Here is a 17,992-nt window from a genome sequence, read left to right as displayed (position 1 = left end):
GAATTATAAAAATCCCCGAAAAATCCCTGAATTTCCTTGAATCTTAGTACACCACCGGATAGACTCTAGCCCATTATGGCAACGGGAAAAATCGCGTTTGTGTTCCCCGGACAGGGGGCGCAGGCCGTGGGCATGGGCAAAGACCTCGCGCAAAATTGCTCCCCGGTGGGCGGCCTGATGGAGTCCGCCTCCGCAGTCATCGGCATCGATCTCGGCAAACTTTGTTACGAGGGGCCGGAGGAAGAGCTTTCCCAGACTCAAAATACCCAGCCGGCGTTATTCACCGTTGGCGCGATGGCGCTGGCCGCCTTCCGCGCCCGGAGCGGGGTACAGCCCGATTTCGTGGCCGGCCACTCGCTGGGCGAATTCACGGCGCTTTACGCCGCGAACGCGCTTTCTTTTGAAGATGCCGTCACCATCGTGCGGCGGCGCGGCCTTTACATGAGCGAGGCGCGCGGCGGCGGCATGGCGGCGGTGCTGGGGCTGGATGCGGCGGTCATCGAGGAGGTTTGCCGCGAAGTGGGCGATGCCCCCGGCGCGCTGCAACCCGCCAACTACAACGGCGATGCGCAGACGGTTATTGCTGGCCGTAAGGAATTGATAGAGAAAGCTGTTCCGCTTCTGCAGGAGCGCGGAGCCAAGAAGGTGGTGGTGCTCAACGTAAGTGCCGCTTTCCACTCCCCGTTCATGAACGATGCCGCCGCGCGGCTGGCCGCCGACCTTGACCGGATGAAGTTCGCCGATCCCGCGGTGCCGCTGGTGAACAACGTGGACGCGAAGATCGTGACCGCCGCCGCCGAGGCCCGCGAAGGAGTAAAGCGGCAGGTGACCGGCGCGGTGCGCTGGACCGGCGTGATGCAAACGATGCTTGATAATGGGGTGCGGACGGTAATAGAATTTGGCATTGGCAAGACCCTTTGCGGCATGTTCAAGCGGATGGACAAGGGCCTGACGCTCTGCAATGTGGAAGACCTTGCCAGCCTGGAAAAGACGCTGGAGGTGCTCAATCAAAACGCTTAGCGGCAAGGTGGCCCTGGTCACCGGGGCTTCGCGCGGAATCGGCAGGGAAATCGCCGTGACGCTGGCCGAGGCGGGGGCCGATGTTTTTATCACCTATAACGCCAATCCCGCCGATGGCGTGCTTGCCGCCATCCGCGCCCACGGCGCGCGGGGGGAGCAGGCGCAATTGAATGTGGCCGATGGCGCGCGGTGCGACGCCGTGGTGAAAGAGTGCATCGAAAAACTGGGCGGGGTGGATATCCTGGTGAATAACGCCGGGATCACCAAGGACGGCCTGCTGATGCGGATGAAGGACGCCGACTGGGACGAGGTGCTGGACACCAACCTGAAAGGCGCGTTCAACATGACCCGCGCGGTTTCACGCCCGATGATGAAAAAACACGCCGGGCGGATTATCAATATCGGCTCGGTGGTCGGCACCACCGGCAACGCCGGGCAGGCCAACTACGCCGCCAGCAAGGCGGGGCAGGAGGGGCTGACCAAGGCGGTGGCGAAGGAGCTTGCCAGCCGGAATATTTTGGTGAACCTTATCGCCCCCGGCTATATAGTTACCGAAATGACGGATATTCTGGGCGACGACGTGAAGAAAGCGGTGCTGGAAGGTATCCCGGTAAAGCGGTTTGGCGCCACGCGGGACGTGGCGAACGCGGTGGTGTTTCTCGCCTCCGGCGCGGCGGATTACATCACCGGGCAGGTGCTGCACGTAAACGGCGGAATGTACATGTAAGGGCTGTAGCCCCTCACTCAACCTTTTTTATTGGAGAGTCTTAAAATGAACAAAAAAGCGGTGGGCATGGCGTTGGCTGTGTTTGTTGTGATCGGCCTCGTCTTTATGTCCTTCCTCGATTCGAACGTGGCCCCCGCCGCGGCGGCGGAAGAGAAAGCGGCCGCCAAGGCCGCTCCGGCGCCGGCTGCCGCTCCGCCGCCAGTTGCCGCACCGGCGCCGGTGAAGGAAGTGGCCTATGACCCGAAGAAACTTCCGAAAGTGATCGCCACCATCGGGGGGGTTGAAGTTAACAGGGAAATATTCGTAAGGGTGCTGGACAACCTGATAAGACAGATGAAGTCGCACGGCCAGCCCATCACCGAAGAATGGCTGAAGAACGCGCAAAAGCAGGTGGCTGACCGGATGGTGGTCGCCGAAGTTCTTTATCAGGACGCCCAAGCCAAAAAAATAAAGGTGGACGATAAGGAAGTGCAGGATCAGATCGACAAGATCGCCAAATCGTTTCCTTCCCCGGAAGAATACAAAAAGGGGCTGAAGGAGCAGGGAATCACCGAAAAAGACCTGAAAAGGGACATCGGCAAAAACCTCGCAATCCGCCGCCTGCTTGACGAAAAGGCCGCCGCCGGGGTGAAAGTTGACGAGGCGGAAGCCAAGAAGTATTACGACGAGCACACCAAGGAGTTTGACCGCCCGGAAATGGTCCGCGCGCGTCACATAATCCTGCTGGTGGACAAGGCGGCTGATGACGCCAAGAAGGCCGAAGCGAAGAAAAAGATGGATGAAATCCAGGCGGAGCTCAAGGGCGGGGCGAAATTCGAGGATGTCGCGAAGAAACATTCGCAGGACGGCAGCGCCGAGAGCGGCGGCGACCTCGGTTTCTTCCCCAAAGGGGCGATGGTGAAGGAATTCGAAGACGCGGTTTGGAACATGAAGCCGGGCGAGGTGAGCGGCGTGGTGGCCACCCCGTTCGGCCTGCACATCATCAAGTTTGAGGAACGCAAAGCGGCCGGTTCCGTTCCGTTCGCGGAAATGAAGAACGACCTTATCCGCGGCCTCGAATCGCAGAAGAAGGGCGACGCGGTGAAAAGCTACATTGAAAACCTGAAGGCAAAGGCCAAGATAAAGATCAACATCTGACCCGGCATTGCGGCGGCGGGCTTTCCGGCCCGCCGCCTTTCTTTTTTCCAAAAATACCCGCTATGATTGAGTCATGCGCCTAAGCGTCATCATCGTCAATTACAACAGCGGCCCCTATCTGGAGAAATGCGTCGCCTCGATGGCCGAAAAATTCGGCGGCCTCGAATACGAGGTCATCATCGTCGATAATGCCAGCACCGACGGCAGCATCACTCCCGCCGCGCGGGCCGACCGCCATACCGCGCTCATCATGAGCGAAACGAACATGGGCTTTGCCGCCGGCTGCAACGCTGGGGCCGATATCGCCATCGGGGATTTTCTGCTCTTTCTCAATCCCGATACCCGCATTCTTACTGACGGCATCGGCGCGCTGCTGGACAATTTCAAGGCCGATAAATCGGCTGGCGCCCTCGGTTGCCAGAATCGCCGTCCGGATGGGAGTATCCAGACCTCCGCCTACGGGTTCCCCACGCTTTTTCTGGTATTCGCGTGGGTTTTCCGCTTGCGGGAACTGCTTCATCTGCCGGGCGTCAAAACGCTGCTCACGCCGTTCCTTAAAGGACGTTTCGGGCAGTTCGACCCGCACAGCCGTCCGAAGCCGGTGGATTATGTCACCGGCGCGTTCTTGCTGGTGAAGCGGCTGGCGTGGTATAAAGCGGGGCCGTTCGACCAGCGGTTTTTCCTTTTTTGCGAGGAGATCGACTGGTGCCTGCGCTGCAAGCGGGCCGGGTTTAACGTGGTGTTTGATCCGTCGTTTGAGATTGAGCATTACGTCGGCTACAGTTCGCAAAAGGAAAAGCCGCGCGTGTTGCTGGAAAAATTTTTGAGCTACCGGCTGTACTTTGAAAAACACCATCCCGGCCTGAAAAGCGCCATTCTGAAGGCGATGTTCGCTTTTGGCGTGCGTTTTTGGGCGCTGTATTACAAAATGATCGGAGACAGGGAATACGCCAATGCCTACAAAGGAATCAAAAGCCGTCTTGAGCTTGACGAAGGCTGAGAAATACGAAAAGTTGCGCGCCATTTTCGCCGGCATGGAGAGCGTCGTCATCGCCTATTCGGGCGGGGTGGACAGCTCGTTTTTGGCCGCCGCCGCGTGGGATGCGCTGAAGGATAACGGTGGCCGGGTGCTTGCCGTCACCGCCCGCAGCAGCACGTATCCGGAAAGCGAATTCCGGCAGGCGCTTGATATCATCAAACGGATCGGCGCGCCGCACCGGGTGATCGTCAGCGAAGAGCTGGATATCCCCGGTTATGCCGACAATCCGCCGAACCGCTGTTTTTTCTGCAAGGGGGAGCTTTTCGGCATCCTTTCCAAAATGGCGAAGGAAGAGGGGTATGCCTTCGTCTGCGACGGGGCGAATATGGACGACCTCGGCGATTACCGTCCGGGGCGCAAGGCGGCGGCGGAACAGGGCGTCCGCTCGCCGCTCATCGAGGCGGGATTCACCAAGGAGGACATCCGCCATCACGCGCAACGGCTTGGCCTGCCGAACTGGGACAAGCCGGCCGCCGCGTGCCTCGCCAGCCGTTTCCCGTACGGCGTGAAGATCACCGCCGAGAAATTAAGCCGCGTGGAACAGGCGGAGGACATTTTGAAGAAGGCGGGGTACAGGCAACTCCGCGTGCGCGATCACGACGGCATCGCCCGGATCGAGATCGCCAAAAGCGAGTTGGCCGCCTTTATGGGCGACCCGCGCTATGGCGAGTGGGCGGCGGCGATAAAAGCGCTTGGCTTCACCTATGTAACGCTCGACCTGGAAGGCTACCGCACCGGCTCCCTGAATCTGTCCCAATAACCGCGCCTTATACATGTCATTCTGAGCGGAGCGAAGAATCCCATTCCGGAAAGAGATCCTTCGCCTGCGGCTCAGGATGACAGGGAATTTTTAACAGACCGCTATTAAAAGAACGGTTCGCTGGCGGTGCCGAGCGAGACTTCGGGCTGGTTCTGCGCGCCGTGGGGGCGCTGGCCGGCGATGGCTTCCAGGATGTTCTGCGCGGCGTCGAGCGTGATGTTCCGCCGCACGTCATCCACCGCGCTGCCGATGTGCGGGGTGAATACGGTGTGCAGGCTGTTTTTAACCAGCGCCGGATGGATGCTTTCGGGGTGATCCAAAAACATGTCATCTTCCATGGCGAATACGTCCGCCGCATAGCCGGCAAGATGGCCGGTTTCCAGCGCTTTTACCACCGCCGATTCCTCCACCACGCTGCCGCGCGCCATGTTGACGAGGTAGGCGCGCTTTTTCATCTTCCACGCCGTATCCGCGTTGATGAGCCCGCGCGTTTCGGGCAGGAGGGGGAGCGAGAGGATGACGAAGTCGGAAGAGGCCAGCAGGTCGTCTTGCGATTTGCGGGTAAGTTTCAGGGCGTATTCGCGGTCTTTTGACAGCGGATTCGGATCGGCGTAGAGCAGCTTCATTTCAAATCCCTCCAGCCGCTTGGCGATTGCCTGTCCCAGCGCTCCCATGCCGAGGATGCCGAGCGTCTTGCCCGAAAGGCCGGTGCCGTAGTGGTCGGCGCGCCACCCTTTGAACTTGCCGGAACGGATGAAGCGGTCTCCTTCGGGAAGCATCCGCGTCACGCCGATTAAAAGGCCGACGGCCAGCTCGGAGGCCGGGGTGTGCCGCATGTCCGGCACGGTGGTGTACCAGACGCCGCGTTTGGTGCAGGCGTCCATATCCACGTTCTTCGGTTGGGTGGTGGTGGCGGCGGCGATACGCAGCTTTGGGGCGGCGGCGATCATCTCGCCGTCCACCACGTCTTTGCCGAAGACCATCAATGCTTCGGCGGTGCCGATTTCCTTGAGGAGCGTTTTGCGCGGCATGGGCTCACGGCTGTCATTGCGGATCAGCTCGCATTGGGAGCTTAGATAGTCGATGACTTCGTCATGCACCCAGTGAGTGAGAACCACGCGCGGTTTGATCATTTGGCCGCTCCTGCCGATTTGTAGAGAACTGCGATTGATTATAGTGAAAAACGGCGTGAAATGGAAATGGTCTTGAGAAAATGACGTACCGATGGCGTATAATACCGGATTGGAGACGGAAGCGCGACAATGGCTAAAATAATGATCGTGGACGATGACCCGAATATCGGGCTGCTGGTCGAGATGACCCTGCGCAAAAAGGGGAACTTCGACATCATCAACTGCTCCAGTGGCGAGATGGCGCTGGAGCGGCTGGCCAAGGAGCAGCCGGATTTGATACTGCTTGACATCATGATGCCCGGCATTGACGGCTATGAGGTCTGCCGGACGATAAAAGAGAGCCCCGAAACCAAGTTCATTTCCGTTATTATGCTCTCCGCCCGGCGCGAGATGGGGGACAAGATCAAAGGGATGGATTTGGGGGCCGATGACTACATCGTCAAACCGTTTGATCCGGATGAACTGTTAAGCAGGGTGAAGGCCCGCCTCCGCATCCGGGAACTTGAAAAGGACCTGGTGGACGCGAAACAGCTCCAGACCGTCCTTGCTATGACGGTTACCCTCCAGCACGAGATCAACAATCCGCTCGCCGGCATCATGGGCAACGCCGAGATGCTCAAAGATTGGCAAAAAATGGATGCCAAGGATGTGTTTGAGTGCATCCAGGCGGTGAATACGCAGGCCTGCCGCATCCGTGATTTGGTGACGAAGCTCGGTTCTGTCACCAAGGTGGTGGAATCGACCTATGTCGGTTCCACCAAAATGATAGACGTGGATCGCTCCAGTCCGTTGTCCGACACGGTTGGCTGATCCCTCCCCCAAAAAAATCCCCACTTACAATTACCCGACATTTTTGATAAGGTATACAGGTTCGGTAACGGGCAAAAAATTTCGATTAACAACCTTAATGCCAAGGAGAGCAGCATGGGTGAGACGTATCAGATTTGCGATTGCCGCCGCGTGACCAACACGCAGATCGAAGAAGCCGTGAAAAACGGCGCCGATACCTTCGACAAGGTGCAGGCGATCACCCATGTGGGCACCGGTTGTGGCGGATGCATCGTGGACGCCATCAAGACATTTAAGGATGCGAGGGCAAAATACCTTGTCTGAACTGTTTCTGGACGAACCGTCAATCCTTAAAGTGACTCTTTTGGGGCACCCCGTCTTGCGCAAGCGGGCCGACCCGGTGACTCCAAAGGAACTCAAGGATCCGCGGTTCAAGCTCTTCATCGAGTCGATGATCGACACGATGCGGGAGTATAACGGCGCGGGGCTTGCCGCCCCCCAAGTAGGTGTTTCGCGGCAGGTGGCGGTTATCGAGACGCAGGAAAACCCGCGCTACCCCGGCAAGGAGGCGATTCCGCTCACCGTGTTGATCAATCCGGAAATCACCGCGTTTTCGCAGGATGTGGAAGAGGGGTGGGAAGGGTGCCTGAGTGTGCGGGATCTCTGGGGCAAGGTAAAACGGGCCGCTGGTATCACCCTGAAAGCGCTGTCGGTGGACGGCAAGGAGATCACTATTAAGGCGGAGGGGTTTCAGGCCGTGGTGTTCCAGCATGAAATCGACCATCTCTACGGGAAGCTTTTTATTGACCGGATGGAGGGGTTCCAGACCTTGAGCTTTACACAGGAATACCGCCGCTACTGGCAGGAAGATTGATCCGCCGCGGCTTTTTCCGTGTGTGTATGGGGATTTTACTCCTTGTCAAATCCGGCTTGTTTTGGGATTATGGAAGTAAGTTGGCGATGGGGTAACCTGCGAGCGCGTGTCTGAATGCGGGCTATATCCCCTTTCCACGGCGGAGGGAAAGCCATGCATTATAATGGGAGGTCGGTGTGAAGAGACTGTTCCTCGGTGTAGACATCGGATCCATCAGCGTCAAAGCGGTTCTGCTTGACGGCCAAAAAAACGTTTCCACCACCGTTTACCGGCGCATGTACGGCAAACCGTTGCCCGTTCTGGCGGAAATTCTCAAGGAACTTCGCGCACAGCACCCCGATGCCATCATTGAGGCCTGCGGCGCCACCGGCACCGGCGGCGAACTGGCCGCTTCGCTCATCGGCGGCGCGTTTTACAATGAGGTTGTTGCTCAAAGCCGCGCCATCGCCCACCTGCACCCGGAAGTCCGCACCGTTATCGAAATGGGAGGGCAGGATTCCAAGCTGATGATCATGAAGCCGGATACCGCCAAGGGAGCCGTGCTGGAAGATTTTGCGATGAACACCGTCTGCGCCGCCGGCACCGGAAGTTTTCTCGATCAGCAGGCTACCCGGCTCGGCTATTCCATCGACAAGGAGTTTGGCGGCATGGCGCTGAAATCGAAAAACCCGGCCCGCGTGGCGGGGCGCTGCTCCGTCTTCGCCAAGTCGGACATGATCCACCTGCAGCAGGTAGGCACGCCAAACTACGATATTATCGCCGGCCTGTGCCACGCCGTGGCCCGCAGCTTTAAAAGCAATATTGCCCGGGGCAAAAAAATGGAAACTCCGATAGCCTTCGTGGGAGGGGTTGCCTCAAACAGCGGTGTGGTGAAGGCCTTTGAGAGCGAACTGGAACTGGCCGACGGCGCGTTGGTCATCCCGGCGCTGCACAACGTCACCGGCGCGTTGGGGGCCGCCCTCAGCGCGCTGGACGAGGGGCGGCGCGCGGAATTCCTTTGGGAGCAACCGGTGGAGGAATACCTCCGCGTGCGGCGGGCGGTGGAAGGGGCGATGGATCCGCTGCTGGATGGCAACGGACACGGCTATGACATCGGCGTCCACCCGGTCCAGCCGGGGGCGGCGGTCTACGTCGGCATTGACATCGGCTCACTCTCCACCAATGTGGTTGCCATCGACGAGCAGTTCCGCGTGGTGGCCCGCCGCTACCTCCGCACTTCCGGCAAGCCGATTCAGATGGTGACGCAGGGATTGCTGGAAATCGGCGGCGAGATCGGCGGCATGGTGGTCGTCAAGGGGGTTGGCGCCACCGGATCGGGGCGCTATATGATCGGCGATTTCGCGGGGGCCGACGCGGTGCGCAATGAAATCACCGCGCAGGCCACGGCGGCCGTCCATTTTGTGCCGGATGTGGAAAGCATCTTCGAGATCGGCGGGCAGGACAGCAAATACATCGCCATCAAGGATGGGGCGGTGGTCGATTTCGAGATGAACAAGGTTTGCGCCGCCGGCACCGGCAGTTTCATCGAGGAGCAGGCGGAGCGGCTCGGCCTCGATATCAAGAAAGATTTTTCCGATGCCGCCTTTTCGGCGCCGCGTCCGGGGAAATTCGGCGAGCGTTGCACCGTCTTCATAGAATCCGATTTGGTGTCCAACCAGCAGAAGGGATCGCCCGCGGCCGACCTCGCGGCGGGGCTGGCCTATTCCATCGTAAAAAACTATTTGAGCGTGGTGGGAGACCGTATCATCGGCGCGAAAGTGCTCTTCCAGGGGGGCGTGGCCTGGAACCGCGCCGTGGTGGCCGCCTTTGGCGCGATCACCGGCAAGAAGATACATGTGCCGCCGCACCATGATTGCACCGGCGCGGTGGGGGCCGCCATCATCGCGGCGCGCTACATGCGCAACCGGCCGGATTTGAAGACCCGCTTCAAGGGGTTTGATCTGCGCGGACGCAATTACAAGGTGACCAGTTTCGAGTGCAAGGCGTGCGATAACGTATGCGATGTTTCCCGCGTGAAATTCGTCGACGAGCCGGCGCACTACTACGGCGCGCGGTGCGAGCTGTTTGAAAAAGACGCAAAAAAGGCCGACAATGGCCTTCCCGATCTTTTCGCCGAGCGCGACCGGCTTTGCTTCGGCCCTTATCTGGAGAAGAAAAAGCCGGCGGCGGAGGGTGGCATGGTGGTCGGTGTGCCGCGTGTGCTCACCATGTACGAGTCATTCCCCTTCTGGCGCGCTTTTCTTGAGGAACTGGGGGCGGACATCATCCTCTCGGGCAAGACGAACCAGCAGATCGCCCGCGATTCGATGGAGCACATTACCGCCGAGACCTGTTTCCCGATAAAGGTTATCCACGGCCATGTGGTGGATCTTGCCAACAAGGGGGCCAACGTTATTTTTATGCCCAGTGTGCTCACCATGAGCCAGAAGGGAACCAGCAAGTTCAAGAACAGCCAGATGTGCCCGCTGGTGCAAGCCAACAGCTATATAGTAAAAAACGCCATGGATCTCAAAGGGAAAGGGTTGGAGCTTTGGGAGCCGGTCATCAACTTTCAACGCGGGGACGCCGCCGTCGCCGAGGCGCTGATCCCGCTGGGAAGCCGGCTGGGGGCTTCGGCGTCGAAAGTGGCGGCGGCGGTGCGTGTGGCGCGCGCCGCGCAGAGTGCCTTCTACGCCGCGCTCAAGGCTCGCGGCCGTGAAGCGCTGGCGGGCCTCAAGGACGACCGCCAGGCGGTGGTCATCATCGCGCGTCCCTACAATGGCTGCGACAGCGGCATCAACATGGACCTGCCGCGCAAACTCAAGGATATGGGGAAAATCGCCATCCCGATGGACATGCTGGAACTGAGTGAAGACCCGGTTTACGAAAGCAACCCGGACATGTATTGGCGTTCCGGCCAGCGTCTTCAGGCCGCCGCGGAAGTGGTGCGCAAGAATCCGAAGCTCAACGCCATCTACATCTCGAACTTCAAGTGCGGTCCGGACAGTTTTATAACCTACCATGTCCAGCAGCAGATGATGGGAAAACCCTACCTCCATCTGGAAGTGGACGAACATTCGGCGGATGCCGGAGCCATTACCCGCTGCGAGGCGTTTTTCGACTCGCTGGAAAACGTGGACGGGGGTGATTATGCGCGGCGTCAGCGGCAAAAGACCGCCCGGCTTAACGGCCACAACCGCAAACTCTTCATTCCTTGGATGTGCGATCACTCCTACGCCATGGCGGCGGCGTTCCGGTACTACGGAGTGGACGCCGAGGTGTTGCCGAGGACCGACGCGGCGTCGCTGGAGGTGGGCCGCCGCTACAGCACCGGCAAGGAGTGCATCCCCTACACGTTGGTGGCTGGGGATGTATTGAAAAAGGCGTTGGAAAACGGCTTCGACCCGGCGGCCGCCTCCTTTCTTATTCCGACCACCGAAGGCCCTTGCCGCCTGGGACAGTATCAGGGAGCGCTCCGGATACAACTGGACCGGCTGGGACATGTCGATGCGCGGCTGATGGCCCCTTCGGCCGAAGGGAATTACGGCGGCTTTGAGGGCGTGGGGCGTAATTTCAAGCGGATGACCTGGCGTGGTATCGTGGCGACGGATATCCTGCTCAAATTGCTGCACGAGACGCGCCCGTATGAAACAGTTCCCGGCACCGCCGACAGGGCTTATCAGCAGGCGCTGGATATCGTGGTGAAATCGGTGCGGGGGGGCGCAAAGGACATCTTTAAACGCATGTATGACGTGCGCGCCCTATTCCGCGCCGTGCCGGTTGAGAAAAGCGTACGCCGGCCGGTCATCGGCGTGGTTGGGGAAATTTACGTCCGGTTGCACAGCTACAGCAACGGGAATGTTATCCGCCGTATCGAGGAGATGGGTGGGGAGGCGTGGCTCGCGCCGTTGGGCGAATGGTTCTTCTATTGCACCGACCGCTTTATCGCCAAAAACCGGCGTGATGGCAAATGGGTGGGAGTGCTGTCGGGGATGATGCTCAACGGAATAACGCACAACGATGAGAAAAAAATGATGGAACCATTCAAAGACGATTTGCTAAACTGGCATGAGCCTTCCACGCCGGAAGTGTTGGCCCGCTCCGCGCCGTACATTGACGCAACATTTGAGGGGGAAGCGACGCTTAGCGTGGGGAAGGCGGTAGACTATGCGGGCAAGGGGTGCGCGGGGATAATTAACCTCTTGCCTTTCGGTTGCATGCCGGGTACGGTAGTAAGCGCCGTCTCCAAACGCGTGCGTGAAGAGTGTGGTAACATCCCTTGGTTGAATATTGACATCGACGGGATGGATGAGAATAATGGACGTTCCCGCCTTGAAGCATTTGTTTTCCAGGCGAAGCAGTATAAGGAACGCAAGGCTGCGGAAGGCAGTGTGGCTTAATTGAGAGGAGGATTTGTTGTGGCTTTGATTATTAACGATGAATGCGTCAACTGCGGCGTTTGCGAACCGGAATGCCCGAACAGCGCCATTGCGGAAGGCGATGATATTTACGTCATTGATCCGGCGAAATGCACTGAATGCGTCGGTCACTATGACGAGCCGCAGTGCGTTGAGGTTTGCCCGGTCGATTGCATCATAAAGGATTCCAATAACGAAGAATCCAAAGAGCAGTTGATGGAGAAATACAACAAGCTGAAAGGCTGATCGAACCGCTATCCATGGCCGGTCATCCGTCCGGATGGCCGGTTTTTTTTCGCCTAAAGCCCCCGGCTGCGGATGCCGATATAGTGGACAACTATGGGTTTATTTACGATATACGATCTCGAATGGGTTTTTGCGGCGGTGTTCGCCATTCTCTTCGCCTTGGTGGCGTTGCGGGGGCTGGTTATCGTTGTCGGGGCCATATGTATGGATATCGAAATCCGTTTGCGCTACCGCGAACGGGCCGAATTTATTGAAAATTTCTACCGGATATACCATAGCCAGCAGACGCGGATCGAAGAGGATCGGCGCAAGGAGGAAGAGGCCCGGGAGGCCCGGTACGAAACCAGCCTCGTCTGAAGGACGCCCCGCTGGAAACCGCGCGCACCGCCCCGCGTTGCGTATAATTGGGCGTTTAGTGGTTGGCCGGTTCGGGCATGCCGGCGTTTTCGCCTTCCATCTCGCCTGATTCTTCTCCCGCCTCGATCCCTGGAATTTCCTGTTGGGTTGCATAGCCGGAAGGGTGGATTTCTGAATGGCCGATCAACCCCCCTAGGTAGGATGCGCGGGCAATCGGGATTGTGGTGATGACTGACAGAATGACGATCCCCATCATGAGTTTGGGATTAAGCGGTTTCCCTTTTTTCTGGTTCCATAGCTCAATCGCCGCAAGGATCGCGATGACGCCGATTAAAATGCCGGCCACGAGCGCCGCCGTTTCGTGGGTCTCAATCATTGCTTTGAGCACCCCCGGTTTGTGTTCCACCATTTCTTCGGCCGGCTCTCCGGTCAAGTAGGCGAAGATGGTGGCGACGCCAACAACCACATAAGCCCACAGGGCGGCACGTTTCATATGGTTGTCGTTAACGTAAAAGGCATATCCCCCCAGCGCGATGCTGAAAAAAAGTCCCATGACCGGGGCATGGTTGAGAACGAGGTGCATATGTCCCACTTTCGGCTCCTTACATTTTTATTTTTATGATTCAGGCAATAAATAATAGTACAGGCATGGGTACTGATTCTTAAAGAAAAATGGTGCCCCGCAAGTGTTTGCCGCGCGCCGCGGCGGGATGTCACCAGACGATATTGCGGGCTTTGAGCAGCCGTTTCGCCTGTCCGTTGCCGCGCCGCGCGGCCGCTTGGTAGTCCTCCAGCGCCGCGCCGGCATTGCCCAGTTTTTCGTGCGTCTTCGCGCGGCGGAGGTGGGCCTGATGAAATTCCGGTTTTAAATTCAGCGCCCGGTCGAAATCTTTGAGGGCTTTCGGGTAGTCGCCTGTTTGATAGGCGGCGTTGCCGCGCGCCGCGTAGTTTTCAGCGGAGGGGTCGATATTGATGGCGCGGGTCAGGTCGTCCAGGCCGCCGGTTTCGCCAACCCGTATGCGGGCCATCCCGCGTTTCCCCCATGCTTCGGCGTTGTGGGGGTCGAGCGCCAGCGCCCGGTTGAGGTCATCCACGGCGGCACGGTCACTCCCCAGCGCGATGAGCGCCTCGGCGCGCAGGGTCAGCGCTTCCGCGTCATCCGGGGAATTTTCTATAACGTAATTCAAGTCATCCAGCGCGGCTGCATGGCGGCCGTTGGCGATATGGGCCTGTCCGCGGTTGTAGCGGGCGTTTGTATTTTCAGGGCTGATGGCGATGGCGGCATCGTAATCGGCGAAAGCCTTGTCCCACTCTCGCAACTCACTGAAAGCATTGCCTCTATTGTTGTAAGCGAAGTCGTCCAGAGGATCGAGGGCGAGTGCCAAGGTATAATCGTTCACCGCCTCACGGTATTTTCCCAGCATATAGCGGGCTAAGCCACGCCCCACGTAAGCATCTGTATTTACAGGATCAATTTTGAGAGCGCGGTTGAAATCGGTGATGGCGCTTGCGGGGTTGCCCACGTCGCGCAATGTTTCGCCGCGTTGTTGTAAGTATGCGGAATCATTTGGGTTGAGGACGACGGCGTGGTTCATGTCATCGAGGGTTCGTTCGAGCTGGCCGAGCATGTGATAGGCGGCGGCGCGGTCGCTATAAGCTTTTGAATCAGCGGGGTTTTTTACGATAGCGCGGGTGGTTTCCTCGATGATGGCGTAGGGATCGGGCGGAGGCGGAGCATCTTCCTCCATTTCCTGCAAATCCACCGCGCGCGCCAGCGGCGTCAACGGCGTCAAAAACGCCAAAGCCAACAATACGGCGCGCAAAAGTATAAATCGCATTTTTGTATTTTAGCGTATCGGCGGGGCGGAGGCTACTTGATGCCGCGTTCGATGGCGCGGAGAATTTCCAAAGCGATGAATATCCCGATAGCCAGGAGGATGAGGACGACCATCGCGGTTTCTTTCGGGAAGAAGGCGAGCACTCCGGCGGTGATGGCGAGATAGGCGCTGAAGAGGTAGAGCATCATATCGATTTGCGTATCGGAAAGGCCGAGCCGCCGCAGCCGGTGATGGATGTGGCCGCTGTCGCCGCGCATCGGGTTTTGTCCTTTCAGCGCACGGCGGAAAAAAGCGAGCACCGCGTCCAGCAGCGGAATGGCGAGTATCACCATCGGCACGAGGAGGGTGAGGGTGACGGAGCCTTTGCGCCGCTCCATCACCGAGGCGGCCGCCAGCGCGAAGCCGAGGAAGAGCGAGCCGGTGTCCCCCAAAAACAGTTTTGCGGGGGGGAGGTTCATCCTGATGAAACCGAACAGGCATCCCGCCAGCAGCACGGCGAACGAGGCGAGCGTGTTTTCGCCGAAGATGTGCGAGATGGCGAAGAGGGTGATGGCCGAGATCAGCGCGATACCGGCGGCGAGGCCGTCTATGCCGTCGATGAGGTTCATGGCGTTGGTGACGGCGAGAATCCATATCACCAGCGGCACGGCTCCCCACGCGCCGACGGCGACCGCGCTGTGGATCGGACTGGTGATGAAATCGAGCGACTGCCCCCCGGCCATGAAGACCAGCGCCGCCGCGGCCTGCACGGCGATTTTCAGCACCGGTGAAGCCCCTTTGCGGTCGTCGTAGAGGCCCAGCGCGGCGATGATGGCAAGGGCCGCGAAAAGAAAGCCGAGCTGCCCCCGGCCGGCGTTGAAGGCGAGCGGGTTGAACAGGGCCGCGGCTCCCAGCACCGCGAGGAAGGGGATAATGATGGCGATACCCCCGGCGGTGAGCCGCCGTTGCGGGAGCGATTTCTGGTCGAAAAAGCCGTTGCGCTCCAGAAATGCGGGGAGCCGCCCGGCCAGGAACGCCGCGCCCAAAATGCCGATGGCGAAGAGCATGGCGTAGGAAATCCAGAACATCATTTGAAGCCGTCCCGCCGTCAGGAGTTCGTTCATAGCCGCCTCATCGCTTCGGTGACCGTGCCGGAGCGGATGGCGAAGAACTCGCGCAGGTGCGCGTTCAGGTGCCGGTTTCCGCTCAGCAGCGAAACAAGGATGTAGCGCGCCGCGATGAACCAGAAGACCAGCGCCGAAAGTGAGCCGTCCTTGCGGTAGAGGACAAGGTGCGAGCGGGTCATGTGGTAGTGGTAAAAGGCGGATCGCCGGGGCATTTTGGCCACGCAGCGGCCGCCGTGGTGGCGTATCCGCATGAGCGGCGCATAGAGCACCTCGTACCCCGCGCCGCGGATTTTTTTGCAGAGGTCGACGTCTTCAACGTACATAAAGTACTCTTCGCAAAAATTGCCCGCTTTCTTGAGGGCCTCGCGCCGCGCCAGCATGAAGCTGCCGGAGACGGCGTCCACCGGCATCACGGCATCCTCCGGCGCGCCGCCGTAAAAATAGCGGGCGATGCGGGGGTGGCGGGGGAAGAGGCGGATGAGGCCGCTGGCCTTGTAGAAGGCGGAAAGCGGATCGGGATAGCCGCGGCGGCACTGGCGCATGAAGCCGCCGTCGGGGTTTTCCACGCGGCAGCCGATGAGGCCCGCCGCCGGACGCGCGGCCATGAAGGCGACAAGCTTTTCGAGGCCCGGCTCGATGAACTCCATGTCGGGATTGAGCATCAGCACGTATTCACCGCGCGCCACGGCCAGCGCCCGGTTGTTTCCCGCGCCGAATCCCAGGTTTTCGCCGTTTTCGATGATCCGCACGGCGGGGAATTTTTCCCGCAGCATCGCCACCGAGCCGTCGGTTGATGCGTTATCCGAAACGATGATCTCCATGTCCGCCGTTTTTTCATGCCGGTAAAGGCTTTCGAGGCAGAGGCGCAGCGGCTCACGGCCGTTCCAGTTCACGATCACCACGGAGAGGAGGGGGTTTGGGGTATCCATGTGGAGAATATTCTATCCCATTTTATCGGGATAATTTATGGCTTCCGCCGTTCCGGTCATCCTGAGCCGCGGGCGAGGGAGCGGCGGAATAAAATGCGGCGGCGAAATGCAATGGAGCCAGCCGTGTACAAACCGCCGCGAAAAAAGCGGACAGTCCGCAGGACTGTTCCGTCTTTTTAACACAAGCGCCTCTGGTGCGCAGTGTAAAACGCCCTTCAAGGGCGAAGGATCTCTTTCCGGAACAGGAGCATGAACCACGAATAGCACGAAGCGCGCGAATGGGAATTAGAAAAATAGTCTCTGTTCTATTTATTCCTGTTTCCAACTTTCCTGCCATCGGCCCAACGGGCCGACAGGGTTGGCGCTTTTGCGCCAAAGTCACACTGGAAAGTGCGACCTACCGGGGGGAGGGAGGTTGGCGCTTCGCGCCAATGTACACAATATGGCCTATAGGCCACCTCCGGCGCGGATTGAAAATCCTTCCGCGCCTCCCGAATTGTGTACCTACCGGTGGGGACTGACTTATGCGGAGGGCGGCGGGTTTTCATCCGAAGCGAGGGGGAAGTTCAAGACAACCGACGCACCCGCGCCATCGGCGCGGTTTGCGATTGCGAGCGTGCCGTTGTGGTATTCCATTATCAGTTTGGCCATAGTCAGCCCCAGCCCCATCCCGCCGCCGTGGAATTTATAGCGGCCCGTCGAGTGTTTCAGCGAGCTTTCGAGGGAGTAGTAGGGAATAAACACATCCCGCAATTTGTCTTCGGGTATTCCCTCCCCTTCGTCGGCCACTTCAATATGTACCAAACCGCCGCCGGAATATGCCCGGACGCTGATGGTTTTGCCGTCCGGCGTGAATTTGACGGCGTTGGAAAGCACCTCGTCCAGCGCCTGCTTGATCATGCCGCGGTTTCCCATCACGATGGCATGACGCGGGATACCCGCCATGTCCGTTTCAATCCTGATATCCCGCCGCGCGCCTTCGATATTGCTTTGGGTGTTTTCCAGCGCCGCCGCGATGTCGTAGTAGATGAAATCCCTGACCAACGGCTTTTCGGCGCCGGTCCGGGTCATGTCCGAGATCAGGGTGGTGGCGTTGACGATCCGGTCGAACGCCGCCATCGATTCCAGCAGCGCGTTGCGCACATCCCCAATGCGCTCCCCGGACCCGGCGGTTTCGATCTGCTTGAGCATGTTCTCCACAAGATGCAGCTTCGTCAGCGGCGTGCGGAGTTCATGCGCGGTGATATCGGTGAAATAGGCGCGCGATTTTTGCAGGGCCGCTTCGCGGGTAACGTCGCGTTTCACCGCGACGAAGTTCATGATCGCGCCTGATGCGTCCGCGATGGGGGAGATGGTCATCTCTTCGTCATACAGGGAACCATCCTTCCTGCGGTTGACGATACGGTTGCGCCAGACGCGCCCCGCCTTGATGGTTTTCCAAAGCTCTTCGTAGAACGGGCGGTCATGGCGGCCGCTTTTGAGCACGCGCGGGTTCTTTCCTATACACAGCGTCTTAAATAATTGCGCATAGTCTTTTAAGCTGTCCGTTTGGCCTCAGCCATTTATCCAACTGTTTTCCGATAACGACAATCAACTCCTCAAGGCTTTTGAAATACCTGTTATGGGTGCATAGGCGTCGC

The 17,992-nt window shown here is 58.9% G+C and carries 17 protein-coding genes; 11 read left to right on the top strand and 6 right to left on the bottom strand.

Translation table 11 applies throughout. The features are described 5' to 3' along the window. Positions 1-75 precede the first annotated feature (75 nt). The 5 genes from fabD to larE all read left to right on the top strand — a co-directional run bounded on the left by fabD (position 76) and on the right by larE (position 4,683). Positions 76-1,020 carry an ACP S-malonyltransferase gene (gene fabD / locus HZA03_05700; protein ID MBI5637448.1) on the top strand — a complete coding sequence of 315 codons (945 nt, stop codon included), beginning with the start codon at positions 76-78 and terminating at the stop codon, positions 1,018-1,020. Further along, complete coding sequence (fabG, locus tag HZA03_05695; protein MBI5637447.1) at positions 962-1,747, top strand: 3-oxoacyl-[acyl-carrier-protein] reductase; 786 nt, start codon at positions 962-964, stop codon at positions 1,745-1,747. Before fabD ends, fabG begins: the two co-directional genes overlap by 59 nt. A 45-nt stretch (positions 1,748-1,792) precedes the next feature. Beyond that, positions 1,793-2,884, top strand: coding sequence for a peptidylprolyl isomerase (locus tag HZA03_05690; GenBank protein MBI5637446.1), 1,092 nt, complete (start codon positions 1,793-1,795; stop codon positions 2,882-2,884). Between the two features lie 73 nt (positions 2,885-2,957). Then, the gene (locus HZA03_05685) at positions 2,958-3,884 is read left to right on the top strand and encodes a glycosyltransferase family 2 protein (GenBank protein MBI5637445.1); all 927 of its coding nucleotides are present in this window, start codon (positions 2,958-2,960) and stop codon (positions 3,882-3,884) included. Beyond that, the gene (gene larE / locus HZA03_05680) at positions 3,838-4,683 is read left to right on the top strand and encodes an ATP-dependent sacrificial sulfur transferase LarE (protein MBI5637444.1); all 846 of its coding nucleotides are present in this window, start codon (positions 3,838-3,840) and stop codon (positions 4,681-4,683) included. Before HZA03_05685 ends, larE begins: the two co-directional genes overlap by 47 nt. A 104-nt stretch (positions 4,684-4,787) precedes the next feature. On the opposite strand, the gene HZA03_05675 is transcribed toward larE, so the two are convergent. Next, positions 4,788-5,813 carry a hydroxyacid dehydrogenase gene (locus HZA03_05675; GenBank protein ID MBI5637443.1) on the bottom strand — a complete coding sequence of 342 codons (1,026 nt, stop codon included), beginning with the start codon at positions 5,811-5,813 and terminating at the stop codon, positions 4,788-4,790. A 132-nt stretch (positions 5,814-5,945) separates the two neighbouring features. Between HZA03_05675 and HZA03_05670 the strand changes: the two genes are divergently transcribed. From HZA03_05670 to HZA03_05645, 6 genes are all read left to right on the top strand, one after another. Beyond that, entirely contained in the window at positions 5,946-6,626 is a 681-nt protein-coding gene (locus HZA03_05670) for a response regulator (protein MBI5637442.1), read from the top strand. 114 nt (positions 6,627-6,740) lie between these two features. After that, positions 6,741-6,929: a (2Fe-2S)-binding protein gene (locus HZA03_05665; GenBank protein ID MBI5637441.1), complete on the top strand. Its 189-nt coding sequence runs from the start codon at positions 6,741-6,743 to the stop codon at positions 6,927-6,929. Beyond that, the gene (gene def, locus HZA03_05660; GenBank protein MBI5637440.1) at positions 6,904-7,479 is read left to right on the top strand and encodes a peptide deformylase; all 576 of its coding nucleotides are present in this window, start codon (positions 6,904-6,906) and stop codon (positions 7,477-7,479) included. Before HZA03_05665 ends, def begins: the two co-directional genes overlap by 26 nt. 176 nt (positions 7,480-7,655) lie before the next feature. Then, positions 7,656-11,858 carry a CoA activase gene (locus tag HZA03_05655; protein ID MBI5637439.1) on the top strand — a complete coding sequence of 1,401 codons (4,203 nt, stop codon included), beginning with the start codon at positions 7,656-7,658 and terminating at the stop codon, positions 11,856-11,858. A gap of 18 nt (positions 11,859-11,876) precedes the next feature. Next, complete coding sequence (locus HZA03_05650) at positions 11,877-12,122, top strand: YfhL family 4Fe-4S dicluster ferredoxin (GenBank protein ID MBI5637438.1); 246 nt, start codon at positions 11,877-11,879, stop codon at positions 12,120-12,122. Positions 12,123-12,215: 93 nt separating this feature from the next. Further along, positions 12,216-12,479 carry a hypothetical protein gene (locus tag HZA03_05645; protein MBI5637437.1) on the top strand — a complete coding sequence of 88 codons (264 nt, stop codon included), beginning with the start codon at positions 12,216-12,218 and terminating at the stop codon, positions 12,477-12,479. Between the two features lie 55 nt (positions 12,480-12,534). On the opposite strand, the gene HZA03_05640 is transcribed toward HZA03_05645, so the two are convergent. The 5 genes from HZA03_05640 to HZA03_05620 form a co-directional block, all read right to left on the bottom strand. Further along, complete coding sequence (locus HZA03_05640) at positions 12,535-13,071, bottom strand: hypothetical protein (protein MBI5637436.1); 537 nt, start codon at positions 13,069-13,071, stop codon at positions 12,535-12,537. Between the two features lie 121 nt (positions 13,072-13,192). Continuing rightward, the gene (locus HZA03_05635; GenBank protein MBI5637435.1) at positions 13,193-14,317 is read right to left on the bottom strand and encodes a tetratricopeptide repeat protein; all 1,125 of its coding nucleotides are present in this window, start codon (positions 14,315-14,317) and stop codon (positions 13,193-13,195) included. A 32-nt stretch (positions 14,318-14,349) separates the two neighbouring features. Then, positions 14,350-15,420: an undecaprenyl/decaprenyl-phosphate alpha-N-acetylglucosaminyl 1-phosphate transferase gene (locus tag HZA03_05630; GenBank protein ID MBI5637434.1), complete on the bottom strand. Its 1,071-nt coding sequence runs from the start codon at positions 15,418-15,420 to the stop codon at positions 14,350-14,352. Beyond that, a complete protein-coding gene (locus HZA03_05625) occupies positions 15,417-16,352 on the bottom strand; it encodes a glycosyltransferase family 2 protein (GenBank protein ID MBI5637433.1) in 936 nt (311 codons plus the stop codon). Before HZA03_05625 ends, HZA03_05630 begins: the two co-directional genes overlap by 4 nt. 522 nt (positions 16,353-16,874) lie before the next feature. Next, positions 16,875-17,837, bottom strand: a complete 963-nt coding sequence (locus HZA03_05620; GenBank protein ID MBI5637432.1) for a PAS domain S-box protein — start codon at positions 17,835-17,837, stop codon at positions 16,875-16,877. Between the last annotated feature and the right edge of the window lie 155 nt (positions 17,838-17,992).

This window comes from Nitrospinota bacterium, assembly GCA_016217735.1.
In the GTDB taxonomy this organism is placed as follows: domain Bacteria; phylum Nitrospinota_A; class UBA7883; order JACRGQ01; family JACRGQ01; genus JACRGQ01.
The sequence above is the reverse complement of the archived record's forward strand: the minus strand, read 5'-3'. Positions and strand labels throughout refer to the sequence as shown.